Here is an 11,966-nt window from a genome sequence, read left to right on the forward strand (position 1 = left end):
CCGATCGTCCCGATGTTGCAATGCGGCTTGGTACGTTCAAACTTTGCTTTGGCCATCGCTCTTCTCCGTTCAGTCGCAGCTTACGCCGGCGACAATCAGGCAAACTTCTTCTGGACTTCAGCCGACACGTTGGCCGGCGCTTCCGCGTAGTGGTCGAACTGCATCGTGAAGGTCGCGCGGCCCTGGCTCATCGAGCGCAGGTTGTTCACGTAACCGAACATGTTCATGAGCGGCACCATCGCGTTGATGACGTTGGCGTTGCCGCGCATGTCCTGGCCCTGGATCTGGCCACGACGCGAGTTCAGGTCGCCGATCACCGAACCGGTGTAGTCTTCCGGCGTCACGACTTCGACCTTCATGATCGGCTCGAGCAGAACCGACTTGCCCTTCTGCAGCGCCTCGCGGAACGCGGCACGCGAAGCGATTTCGAAGGCCAGCGCCGACGAGTCGACGTCGTGATACTTGCCGTCGACCAGCTGCACCTTGACGTCGACCACGGGGAAGCCCGCGACCACGCCCGAGGACAGCACGCTCTCGATGCCCTTCTCGACGCCGGGGATGTATTCCTTCGGCACCGCACCGCCGACGATCTTCGACTCGAACACGTAGCCGCCACCGGGCTCGTTCGGCTCGACCACGAAGCTCACCGCGGCGAACTGACCGGTACCACCGGTCTGCTTCTTGTGGGTGTAGTCGACTTCGGCGCGCTTGGTGATGCGCTCACGGAACGCCACCTGCGGCGCGCCGATGTTCGCATCGACCTTGTAGGTCCGCTTCAGGATGTCGACCTTGATGTCGAGATGCAGTTCGCCCATCCCCTTGAGAATGGTCTGACCCGACTCCAGATCGGTCGACACGCGGAACGACGGATCTTCCGCCGCCAGCTTCGCCAGCGCGACGCCGAGCTTCTCCTGGTCGGCCTTCGACTTCGGCTCGATCGCGATTTCGATCACCGGCTCCGGGAATTCCATCTTTTCGAGGATCACCGGGTTGGCGGGATCGCACAGCGTGTCGCCGGTGCGGGCTTCCTTCAGGCCGGCGAGCGCGACGATGTCGCCCGCATAGGCTTCCTTGATGTCTTCGCGGTTGTTGGCGTGCATCAGCAGCATGCGGCCGATGCGCTCCTTCTTCTCGCGGGTCGAGTTCACGACGCCAGTGCCGCTCTGCAGGACACCCGAGTAGATGCGGCAGAAGGTGATGGTGCCGACGAACGGGTCGTCCATGATCTTGAACGCGAGCAGAGCCAGCGGCTCCTTGTCGTCCGCCTTGCGCACGACTTCGTTGCCGGCCTCGTCCTGGCCCTTGATCGCAGGCACGTCGAGCGGCGACGGCAGGTAGTCGACCACGGCGTCGAGCAGCGGCTGCACGCCCTTGTTCTTGAAGGCCGAACCGCACAGCACCGGATAGAACGCGCCGGTCAGCACCGCCTTGCGCAGCAGGCGCTTCAGGGTCGCCTCGTCGGGCATGTTGCCGTCGAGGTAAGCCGACATCGCGTCGTCGTCGAGCTCGACGGCGGCTTCGATCATCTTCTCGCGATATTCGTTCGCCTGATCGACCAGGTCGGCCGGAATCTCGGCATCGTGGAACTTGGCGCCGAGCGACTCGTCGTCCCAGACGACGGCCTTCATGCGAACCAGGTCGATGACGCCCTTGAAGTTGTTCTCAGCACCGATCGGCAGCTGAATCGCCACCGGCTTGGCGCCGAGGCGGTCAACGATGTCCTTCAGGCACTTGAAGAAGTCGGCGCCGGTCTTGTCCATCTTGTTGGCGAAGACGATGCGCGGAACCTTGTACTTGTCGCCCTGGCGCCAGACGGTCTCGGTCTGCGGCTCGACGCCCTGGTTGCTATCGAGCACACACACGGCGCCGTCGAGCACGCGCAGCGAACGCTCGACTTCGATGGTGAAGTCGACGTGGCCGGGAGTGTCGATGATGTTCAGGCGCTTGCCGTTCCAGAACGCAGTGGTGGCGGCGGAGGTAATGGTGATGCCCCGCTCCTGCTCCTGCGTCATCCAATCCATCGTCGCGGCACCTTCGTGCACTTCGCCGATCTTGTGGCTCTTGCCGGTGTAGAACAGGATGCGCTCGGTCGTCGTGGTCTTGCCGGCATCAATGTGGGCCATGATGCCGAAGTTGCGGTAGTCCTCGATGGCGTGAACGCGGGGCATGACGTCTTCCTTGATTCCGTTGCTTCGCCGTTACCAGCGATAGTGCGAGAACGCGCGGTTGGCTTCCGCCATCTTGTGCACGTCTTCACGCTTCTTTACGGCATTGCCGCGGTTGTTCGAGGCGTCGAGCAGTTCAGCCGACAGACGCTCGGTCATGGTCTTTTCGTTGCGGCCGCGTGCGGCAGCGATCAGCCAGCGGATGCCCAGCGCCTGACGACGGGTCGAACGAACTTCGACCGGCACCTGGTAGGTCGCACCACCGACGCGGCGGGAGCGAACCTCGATCGACGGCATGACGTTGTCGAGCGCCTGCTCGAACACGCCGAGCGGCGGCTGCTTGGTCTTGGCCTCGATCAGATCGAAGGCGCCGTAGACAATGCCTTCGGCAACCGACTTCTTGCCGGCGTACATCACCGAGTTCATGAACTTGGTGACGACGATGTTCCCGAACTTCGGATCCGGAAGAACTTCGCGCTTTTCGGCAGCGTGACGACGGGACATGAATTCTCTCCCCGCTTACTTGGGACGCTTCGCGCCGTACTTCGAACGGCGCTGCTTACGGTTCTTGACGCCCTGGGTATCGAGGACGCCGCGGAGGATGTGGTAGCGCACGCCCGGCAAGTCCTTGACGCGGCCGCCGCGGATCATCACCACCGAGTGCTCCTGAAGGTTGTGACCCTCACCCGGGATGTAGCCGATCACCTCGAAGCCGTTGGTCAGCCGAACCTTGGCGACCTTACGAAGCGCCGAGTTCGGCTTCTTCGGCGTCGTGGTGTAGACGCGGGTGCACACGCCGCGCTTCTGCGGCGACTGCTGGAGCGCCGGAACCTTCTTGCGCGACTTCTGCACAACGCGCGGATTTGCGATCAGCTGGTTGATCGTCGGCATCTTCGCCTTCACCCTTAGCTTCGCGCGAAACCTCGAGGGTTTCGCAAATTCGTTCGGGGCACCCGCCCCAGCGGCCGCCTCACCCGACCGGACACGTCCGACCACGCAAAGCGAAATTGCGCCAGCCACTCATCGCTGAGCGGAAAGCGCTTCCATGCAACAGAGGACCGCAGCAAAAACCGGGCAGCTTATGCTGACCGGCCGATACCGAGGTCATGCTTCCAAAACCGCCCTCAGGAGAAAATTGCTCGAGAGAACGCTGAACGTCCTGGCATTGCCTGGCTTATAGAGACAGCGTTTGAGCGTCTTGGGTCGAGGTTGGTGCCCGAGATCCGTGAAGGACGCCCGGGTGGTCCGTTCCGACGTTGGCGAAGCTCACCGCCTGTCTTGAAGTGCGCGGTTTTTATCGGTGCGGCACCTGCAAGTCAAGGCCAAACCGTGTGTTTGATGACGTTATCACGTCAATGCACCGCCCCTGCCCGCTTTGCAGGAAACGCCCACAGGTCGCGGACTTCTCGCGCCCTCAGGGAAGCGCCCAACATCGCTGCGCAGCGCCTCGCGGCAGGCCGGGAACCACGGCTGGAGCGCCTCGCCGGCCGGAATCGGCGGGAATCGATGCCCGGCGAGTCTCCGCCGAGCGGCGACAGTCGCGAGTCTGTTGCACGATTCGGGTGAACGATTCGTGACCCTAGAGCGCGTTCCAGACCTCAGAAGCCCCGCAGCAATCACAATCAATGATAGATTATTTTGGTATCACTCGTTATGCGCGATGACCGGCGCGTAGACTGTAGCTGCAGATTGCCACCGACGGTCCGAGGTGCTTACTGACCGGATCGAACCACGTCCGTGGTGGAGAACAGCCGCTCGATGCTGTGGGTCTTCAGATGAGCAAGCAGCCGGGACGCCAGGTCGCTGTCGGCTGGCTGGCGCTGGCCGGCTTTCTCGCCTTCCCCACCGCAGTGCTCGCCGACGACGATGAAGACGACGACGCCAAGCCGGCTAGGCCACAGGTCTACGTCGACTTCCGCACATCCTATTCCCGAGTCCCGGCCGGCGTGCTGGCGATCGGCTTCAGCAACCCGTACGGCCTGCTGTCGCGGCTGTCGGAACTGACCACCCGACCGACGCCGTCGCTGCCGGCCAGCCAGGGCGTGACGCTGGACGTGCCGCTGACCGTCGACATCAACGACCACGTCTCGCTGTATGGCGGCTTCAGCGCCAGCGCCTCGAAGGCCGGCGATTTTGACTGGAGCCCATTTGCGGTCACCAGCTGGAGCGTCGGCGCGCAGGCGGAGATTTACCGGCAGGACGGCGGCGCGTGGCCGACTCTGACGCTGCAGACGACGCTGACCCGCGCAGTCCCCTCGGGACCACTCGCGACGACCTCGCTGAACAACGTGCTCGAGGCCAGCTACGCGCTCGACGCCGACGAAACGCGCGGCCTGCTCGCCGGCGTTCAGTCCACCCTGACGGCGATTGACGCCGACCGCGCCGAGATCCGGCCGAACTGGGTCGGCTATCTCGGCGGCTTCTATCAGGGGGAGCAAAACTGGAAGGTCACCGGCCGCGCCGGCGTGCAGTCGTTCGGCGGCGCCAAGCTGCTCGCCTTGGCGCCCGTCGCCGCCTTTACCCAGCCGATCGTCCGATTCGACCTCGACAAGATGGACGACGACGACAACCGCCTGTTCGGCGTCACCGCTCAGATTTCCTGGACGCCGAAGCCGGCGTATCAACTCACGCTGCGCACACCGCTGTATCTGACGCCGCGCTGACGCGAGCGTGTCCGCTGTGCAAACAAGCCCTGCTAACGCCTCGCCTTTCGACCGGCGTGGCGCTCCGCCATGTATCTGCCCGGAGACGTGCCCAGCATCTTGCGGAACATGGTGACGAAGCTCGTAACGCTTTCATAACCGAGGTCGCCGGATACCTGCTGGATCGTGGCGCCATCGGCCAGCCACTGCACCGCGAGCATGACGCCGAGTTGCTGGCGCCAGCGCCCGAAGCTCATTCCGGTCTCACGGCTGATCACCCGCCCGAGCGTCCGCCCGCTGAGGCCGGCGCGCTTCGCCCAGCCCTCCAGTGAGCCGCGCTCGGCGGGCGCGGCCATCATCAGATCGGCCAAAGCGCGCAGCCGCGGATCTGAAGGCATCGGCAAATGCAGATCCTCTATCTTGGCCGCCGCGGTCTCGTCCAGCAACACCGCGATCAGCCGCGCACTCGCTCCGTCCTGATCGTACAGCAACGGCAGGCTGGCGGCGCGGAACAGCAGTTCGCGCAGCAGAGGCGTCACCGAGACCGTGCAGCAGCGTTGCGGCAGTCCCACATCGATGTCGGTGGCGACGAACGCAGCATAACCCTCGAGCGTGCCTGTCGCCCTGATCGCGTGCATCGTGCCACCGGGTATCCAGACGGCGCTGCCCGGCGGAACGATCCACAATCCGCCTTCCACCCGGCAACTGAGCGCACCGCGCTGCACCAGCAAGATCTGCGCCTTGGCGTGGCAGTGCATGTCGATCTCGAACGAACCGATCATCGCCGACGCCATGCCATAGGCCACGACCGGGCGCGGGACCTCGTCGGGCTCGACCCAGTCGGACGCAGTGGAGCTGTCGGTGAGAAGTGGCATGGTTCGACCTACCATGCCGCTTGGCGTGAATGGATAATAATCTGTCTAGGCTTCGTAATGACGCCAAAGCGACCTCGCTTTAATTCCCTTGGGCAGCCGGGGCCAAAACGGTCTCGACATACCTAAGGTGGCTTTCATGACATCGCTGAGCAGCAAGCGCGTTGCAGAGACGCTCGACAAACTCCACGCACAGGCCGAGGCCGCGGATCGCGAGTTGATGGCCGAGATGAGGGCCCACGCCGAGACGTCCGGTGAAACGCTGAATGATCTGGCGGCCAAATTCGTCGCCGAGGAACGGCTGAACTATCGAGCGACGTATCGGGGACACGCCGATCATTTTCTGGCGATTTCTCCGGCCTACGGCCGCTTCCTGTACGCGATCGCGCGCGCACGCAGGGCGACCCGGATCGTCGAATTCGGCACCTCGATGGGGATCTCGACGATCTACCTCGCGGCCGCGCTTCGCGACAACGGCGGCGGAAAGTTGATCGGCTCCGAGCTCGAACCCACGAAAATCGCGCGGGCGCGGGCTCACCTCGAAGCGGCGGGGCTGGCCGACCTGGTGGAGATCCGCGAGGGCGATGCGCTCGACACGCTCAAGGACGTCGGCGGCGAGGTCGATGTTCTATCGATCGATGGTGCGTTTTCGCTGTACCTGCCGGTGCTCGGGATGATCGAGCCGCGGCTGACGCCCGGCGCCGTGATCCTCGGGGAGAACGCCTTTGCGCAGGACTATCTCGATTACGTCCGCGATCCGACCAACGGTTACTTCTCCCGGTCGCTCGACATCGACCAAGGCCGCGGTAACGAATTCACCGTGCGGGTCGGGTAACGCCACCCCGCAGGGCAACGGTCACGCCGCAGCGCCTCGCCTCACTCGTCGTCCTCATCCTCGTCATCATCGTCGTCGTCGTCATCGTCCGCGACACGGCCGTGGTTGCTCTGGTCGTCCCACAGCTTGCGATAGACGCCGTTCTTGGCGAGCAGCTCCTTGTGCGAGCCGCGTTCAATCGCCTGGCCGCCGGAAATGACGATGATCTCGTCCATCTCGACCACCGAGGTCAGGCGGTGGGTCGAGAAGATCATGGTGCGGCCGCGGGCAAGCTTGAGCAGCGTCTTGTTGATCGCCGCCTCGGTGGTCTGGTCGAGCGCCGAGGTGGCTTCGTCGAGCAGCAGCACCGAGGGATCGCGGACGATGGCGCGGGCGATCGCCAGACGCTGGCGCTGGCCGCCGGACAGGGTGTCGCCGCGCTCGCCAACCTGGGTGTCGTATTTGTCCGGCAGGCTCATGATGTAGCGATGGATCTCGGCCTTCTTGGCGGCCTCGACCACCTCCTCGTCGGTGGCGCCCTCCTTGCCGAGCCGGATGTTTTCGCGGATCGACATGTTGAACAGCATGTTCTCCTGGAACACCACCGCCATGCTCTGGCGCAGCGACTCCAGCGTCACCTTGCGGATATCGACGCCGTCGACGCTGACGCGGCCCTCGTCGGGCTGATACAGCCGCAGAATCATGTTGAGCAGCGTGCTCTTGCCCGAGCCGCTCGGGCCGACGATGGCGATCGTCCTGCCGGCCTTCAGCTTGAGGCTGAGATTGTCGAGCACCGGCCGCTCAGCGCCCTCGTAGCCGAACGTCACACGCTCGAAGGCGATGTTGTCGGTGATGCGCGGCAGCTCGGCCGCGCCCGGCCGGTCGGCGATCGGCGTCGGCTCGTCGAGCAATTCTTCCATGTGGCGCACCGCGGCCGCAGCCTGGATCGCCACCGGGATGAACTGCATCAGATGGGCGATGTTGTACGACACCTCCCAGAATGCGCTCTCGAAGGTGACGAATGTGCCGACCGTGATCTGACCTTTGGTGGCGAGATATGCGCCGATCGCCAGCACCACCAAATGCAACAGCAGCACCGCAACGGTCACCGAGCGCTCGACCATCGAGCGCAGGAACACCGCCTCGGCGATCTTGTTTCGCGTCGTGTTGTTGCGCAGCGTGAAGAAGCCGAACATCTTGCGCTGCAGGCTGAACGCCTTGACCACCGCTTGCGCAGCGACGTTTTCCTGCACCATGCCGAGCAGCCCGGCCTCCTGGACCTTCTGCTCGTAGTTCGCCTGCACCGCCTTCGGCGTCAGGATGCGCGGGCCGATCAGCGTGATCGGGAAGATCAGCAGCGCCACCACGGCGAGCTGCCAGTTCAGGAACAGCATCAGGATGATGCCGGCGATCAATTCGAGCAGCGGCAGCATTGCCGTATTGGCGAAGATCTCGACGACGTTCTCGAAGGCCGCCATGTCGATCGAGAACCGCGACAGCGTCTCGCCGCGCTTGGTCCGGGCAAAATAGCCGGCCGGCAGTTTCTGGACGTGGTCGAACAGCCGGGTGCGCACGTCGGTGATGACCGACGCGGCGAGCCGCGCATCCCAGCGCTCGTACCACACCGCGACGATCGAGGTGATCACGCCGGCAACGGCGAGGATCGAGAGGATCTTGTAGAGTTCCTGGAAGTCTTCCTCGCCGAGCGCATCGTCGATCAGGAACTTCAGGCTGAGCGGCATGATGACGTTGAACAGCGTCTCGACCACGACGCCGAACACCACGATCGCTACCATCTTCCGATAGTTCGGCAGGATCGGCCTGACGTGGCGCGCGATCGTCGCCAACGCGCCGGCAGCCTCGCGGGCGGTGAAGACGACGAGCTCCTCGTCGTCATCGTCATCGTCGTCTTCATCATCCTCGTCGTCATCCGCCGCCTTGGCTTTGGCTTTCGGATCCGGCGTCTTGTCCTGAACGATCTGCTTCACCGGCGGCCGTGTGCTCGGCACCGGCGAGGCCACGGCGCCGACCGGGATGGCGAATTTCTCGTCGAGCGGCGACGCCGCTGCGCCCTCCGCGACCGGCTCCCCTGCCGGGGCGGCCGGAGGCTGATCGCCAGCATCGGCGGGCGGATTGGGTGGCTTGCGCGTCATGAAGCGGAACCGTTGCTGGCCGAAGGGAGACGAACTGGCTGGAAACGAAAATGATCGACGCCGTGACTCGTTCGAGCCACGGCGTCGCAATCCTTAAGCGAGGTTGGCCGGATCGGCCAAGCCGTTCGTGCTCAATCTTCCTCGTCGACCTTGTCGAAGAACGAATAGCGCAGGCTGTCCGCGTCGCCGTACCACTGGCCCGGCCCCTTGCCGGCCTTCAGCGTGGCTTCCCAGAGCTGGTCGCTGCAATCCTTGCGGTGCATCGACAGGTCGAAGCCGTTGTTGAAGAACAGCTCCGACCACTCCCACCAGGTGCCGAGCTTCTTCACCGCGCGCAGCAGGTCGTAGCGATCGACCACCTTCGGATCCATGTCGCTGGTGACCGAGCCGAACACCAGGCCGGTGCGGGTGACGCGATTAAGCTCGCGGACCGCCTTGACCACGCGCGCCTCCGGCACGTGGCACAGGCTGGTCTCGAACACGAAGTCGAACGAGCCGTCTTCGAACGGCAATTCGGCGATCGAGCCGAACTGATTGTATGGCTTCAGCGCCTCCGGGGTCTTGGCGAGGATGCCGCGATTGTTCTCGACACCGAAGGCGTCGATGCCGCGCTCCCGCAGTGCGCCGACCAGTTCCCCGCTCGCCGAGCCGGCGACCAGCAGCTTGGCGCCCTGCGGCACGTCCCACACCATGCGGATCATCTCGAGCAGATAATCGGGGTTGGTGAACTGCTGCCAAACCTCGCGATACGGTCCCTGGTTGCGATAGTTGTCGAAATACGACGCGTCGATCTTGTCCGACATCGCCTTCTCGGCCAGCGCCCGGGCGCGGCGCAGCTTCATCGTTTCGGTGACGATGATGTCGGTCGCGGCATCCGAAGAGTCGAGCAATCCATTCAGCGTCGAGTCGAACAGATAGTCGCCGACCACGACGAAGCCGGGATGGTTCTTGGGCTCCGGCCGGTGGTTCGTCATCACGTCGCGCACCGGCAGGCCGCCGGGGATGCAGTTGACCGACGACAGCCAGCGATGGGTCTTGCCTTCAAGGAAGTGATCGCGCGCATCGCCGATCGCCGCCGGCAGCGACTTCAGCGCGAGATCGATCAGTTCCTTGTCGGTGAGGTTCGAGAACGCCAGCGCGTCCGAACCGGCCACCAGGAAGTTCAGTACGCCGTATTTGCCGACGTCATGCCGCGAACCTTCGTTGTACACGCAGCAGCCGCCGAAGGCTTCCGACATGAACCAGGAGCCCGGGATCTTGTCGCCCCAGAACGGCTTGTCGAACAGCAGCGAGATCCGCAGATAGTGCGCTGGCCGGTCGAAATAGGCGACGTGCTTGACCATCGCCTTGCGCAGCTGCTCGTCGCCCCACGCCAGCGTCGCCAGCCAGTTGTGCGGCAGGCACATCAGCACGAGATCGAAATCCCGCGTCTCCGGTCCCTTGCCGTTCATCATGTTCAGCTCGTAGCGCCCGCTCTCGGTCTTGCCGACCTTGAGGACGCGGTGGTTGAGCTGGATCTCGGCGTCGACCTCGGAGCGCAGCCCTTCGATCAGTTGCTCGTTGCCGTTCTGGATCGAGTACAGGCCGATATAGCCGTCGATATCCATCACGAAATTCTTCAGCGCGTTGAGGCCGTTGGTGTTGTGGCTCTCGGTCGCGATGTCGGAGCGGGCCATCACCTTGAAGAACTTCTTGGCGATCGGATCGTCGACTTCCTTGTCGAGCAGCTGCTCGCAATTGATCCAGGCCCAGGGATGCTCGTTATCGTGGGCGCCGACGCCCTCGTAGTACTCGACAGGGGTGATCTGCTCGGTGAGCTTCTTGCGAAACGCCGTGATCGCGTCGGCAGTCTTGTCGCCGTACTTCTTGCGCATCCCGGGCACGTCGTTGAGCAGTTCGCCGTCGAGCTGCACCTGTTCGGCGTCCATCGGGATGGTCTGCAGCCCGAAATGCTGGACCAGTTCGCGCAGCGGATCCGGCCCCGTCATCGAGTAGTCGTACAGCTCGGCCACACCTGCTTCGTAAAGCGCCGGAGCGCTATCGAACGTCCTGGAGACGATCTTGCCGCCGAGGCGGTCCGATGCTTCGAAAATCGTGATCCGGCACAACGGGCCGAGCTTCTTCTTCAGGTACCAGGCGCTCATCAGGCCGCCCGGGCCGCCACCAACGATTGCAAGGTCAAACATCTCGGTCTTTCAACGCATCGCGCAGGCCGTTTGCCGCGCCGCCAAACCCGATCCGCACCACCGGCGATCGAGTGGATTCGATTCTCTGTGAAAATCAGCTTGGGTTCAATGGCTTAAGGCTGATTTTGACGTCGAACCGGCGCCCCTGCCGGAAGGATCGCGTCGTTCATCAACAGGTAGGCGCTTTTCACCTGAAGGAAAGATGAACGGAGCGTGAGAACGGGCTTAAAACCCTGTCCTGCCACAAAAAACGCCAGCCGCGCGAGCCGGTCAGAGATCTTTTGAGACGATGCGGCGGGGTCGATGCCCGTGCAGTCTCGTCCGCGGGAGTGAGGTCTGCCCCTCCCCCCTAGCGACGCCCCCCGTTGCGGCGTCTGAAAAAATCGTCGGCCACGCTGACGAGAGGGGAGCCGGCGTCTCGCAGACGGTCCAGGTCCAGCCGTTCGTGCCGGAGCACGTGCATGGTCCCGGCCTCCAGGTCGACGAAGGTTCGGCCGATCCATTGCCAGCCGCGCGCGGCAAACGTCGGGACCATTCGCGTCGGCACCGCCATGAAGCTCTGAACGGCCCCCGCCAGGCAGGCGCTTCGATAGGCCTGCAGCAGCATCGGCACGATCAAGGCGTGAGCTTGCGGATCGGGCAGCACCGCAAAGCGCGACATCACGATCGCCGCGCCGGAATCTTCAGGCTTGGCAACCTCGAGCAGCAAACCGAGATGCGGGTCGTTGATCGCGTCCGCCGCCCGGGTCAGCCGGATCGTGCCGACGGCCTCGCCGCGGTACTCCGCGACGAAGACCAGACTGCAGCGATCGACCTGCTCGATCAGCGCCGGACTGCCGAACTCGCCTTCCCTCGAGGTGGCACGTCCGTCGCGAGACAGCGCGTGACGCAGACGCCCGACCCGCGAAAGGTCCGCCGTCGAGCGAACCACATGGATCGCCGGATCGGTCGAACCGATCGCTGCATCCGGCCATCCTGAGAGAGCAAGATCCGGGTCCGTTGTCCGGGCATGGACAACAGACTTGGACCTGCTGACAAAATCGGAGGCTTGCATGCTTGGCATCCGCGCTGCTTGACCGAAGTAATTTGCAGTTGCAGCGGCGGCGTGACATCACCCAAATGGGTGCCCTCTGG

At 63.8% G+C, this 11,966-nt stretch carries 9 protein-coding genes; 2 read left to right on the top strand and 7 right to left on the bottom strand.

What is annotated here, in order from left to right; all coding sequences use genetic code 11:
- Positions 1-95: 95 nt before the first annotated feature.
- From fusA to rpsL, 3 genes are read right to left on the bottom strand one after another with little or no spacing between them, the layout of a single operon-like run.
- Positions 96-2,168, bottom strand: coding sequence for an elongation factor G (fusA, locus tag IP86_RS17685; RefSeq protein ID WP_054163749.1), 2,073 nt, complete (start codon positions 2,166-2,168; stop codon positions 96-98).
- Between the two features lie 30 nt (positions 2,169-2,198).
- Positions 2,199-2,669, bottom strand: a complete 471-nt coding sequence (gene rpsG / locus IP86_RS17690; protein WP_054163750.1) for a 30S ribosomal protein S7 — start codon at positions 2,667-2,669, stop codon at positions 2,199-2,201.
- Between the two features lie 15 nt (positions 2,670-2,684).
- Complete coding sequence (gene rpsL, locus IP86_RS17695) at positions 2,685-3,056, bottom strand: 30S ribosomal protein S12 (RefSeq protein ID WP_008969396.1); 372 nt, start codon at positions 3,054-3,056, stop codon at positions 2,685-2,687.
- An 884-nt stretch (positions 3,057-3,940) separates the two neighbouring features.
- On the opposite strand from rpsL, the gene IP86_RS17700 reads away from it, so the two are divergent.
- The gene (locus IP86_RS17700) at positions 3,941-4,828 is read left to right on the top strand and encodes a hypothetical protein (protein WP_054163751.1); all 888 of its coding nucleotides are present in this window, start codon (positions 3,941-3,943) and stop codon (positions 4,826-4,828) included.
- A gap of 32 nt (positions 4,829-4,860) precedes the next feature.
- Here the strand turns inward: IP86_RS17700 and IP86_RS17705 are convergent, their stop codons facing one another.
- Positions 4,861-5,682, bottom strand: a complete 822-nt coding sequence (locus IP86_RS17705) for an AraC family transcriptional regulator (RefSeq protein WP_054163752.1) — start codon at positions 5,680-5,682, stop codon at positions 4,861-4,863.
- A 136-nt stretch (positions 5,683-5,818) separates the two neighbouring features.
- Here IP86_RS17705 and IP86_RS17710 point away from each other — a divergent pair, with 136 nt between their 5' ends.
- The gene (locus IP86_RS17710; protein WP_054163753.1) at positions 5,819-6,514 is read left to right on the top strand and encodes an O-methyltransferase; all 696 of its coding nucleotides are present in this window, start codon (positions 5,819-5,821) and stop codon (positions 6,512-6,514) included.
- 41 nt (positions 6,515-6,555) lie between these two features.
- Here the strand turns inward: IP86_RS17710 and IP86_RS17715 are convergent, their stop codons facing one another.
- The 3 genes from IP86_RS17715 to IP86_RS17725 form a co-directional block, all read right to left on the bottom strand.
- A complete protein-coding gene (locus IP86_RS17715) occupies positions 6,556-8,646 on the bottom strand; it encodes an ABC transporter ATP-binding protein (RefSeq protein ID WP_054163754.1) in 2,091 nt (696 codons plus the stop codon).
- Between the two features lie 131 nt (positions 8,647-8,777).
- Positions 8,778-10,832, bottom strand: a complete 2,055-nt coding sequence (locus tag IP86_RS17720) for an FAD-dependent oxidoreductase (protein ID WP_054163755.1) — start codon at positions 10,830-10,832, stop codon at positions 8,778-8,780.
- A 349-nt stretch (positions 10,833-11,181) separates the two neighbouring features.
- Positions 11,182-11,886 carry a hypothetical protein gene (locus IP86_RS17725; protein WP_156332541.1) on the bottom strand — a complete coding sequence of 235 codons (705 nt, stop codon included), beginning with the start codon at positions 11,884-11,886 and terminating at the stop codon, positions 11,182-11,184.
- Between the last annotated feature and the right edge of the window lie 80 nt (positions 11,887-11,966).

The sequence above is a fragment of the Rhodopseudomonas sp. AAP120 genome, assembly GCF_001295845.1.
Lineage (GTDB): Bacteria > Pseudomonadota > Alphaproteobacteria > Rhizobiales > Xanthobacteraceae > Rhodopseudomonas.

Coding starts and splice junctions, on each gene's coding strand:
- fusA (WP_054163749.1), bottom strand. CDS start 2,168: ATGCCCCGCGTTCACGCCATCGAGGACTACCGCAACTTCGGCATCATG.
- rpsG (WP_054163750.1), bottom strand. CDS start 2,669: ATGTCCCGTCGTCACGCTGCCGAAAAGCGCGAAGTTCTTCCGGATCCG.
- rpsL (WP_008969396.1), bottom strand. CDS start 3,056: ATGCCGACGATCAACCAGCTGATCGCAAATCCGCGCGTTGTGCAGAAG.
- IP86_RS17700 (WP_054163751.1), top strand. CDS start 3,941: ATGAGCAAGCAGCCGGGACGCCAGGTCGCTGTCGGCTGGCTGGCGCTG.
- IP86_RS17705 (WP_054163752.1), bottom strand. CDS start 5,682: ATGCCACTTCTCACCGACAGCTCCACTGCGTCCGACTGGGTCGAGCCC.
- IP86_RS17710 (WP_054163753.1), top strand. CDS start 5,819: ATGACATCGCTGAGCAGCAAGCGCGTTGCAGAGACGCTCGACAAACTC.
- IP86_RS17715 (WP_054163754.1), bottom strand. CDS start 8,646: ATGACGCGCAAGCCACCCAATCCGCCCGCCGATGCTGGCGATCAGCCT.
- IP86_RS17720 (WP_054163755.1), bottom strand. CDS start 10,832: ATGTTTGACCTTGCAATCGTTGGTGGCGGCCCGGGCGGCCTGATGAGC.
- IP86_RS17725 (WP_156332541.1), bottom strand. CDS start 11,886: ATGCAAGCCTCCGATTTTGTCAGCAGGTCCAAGTCTGTTGTCCATGCC.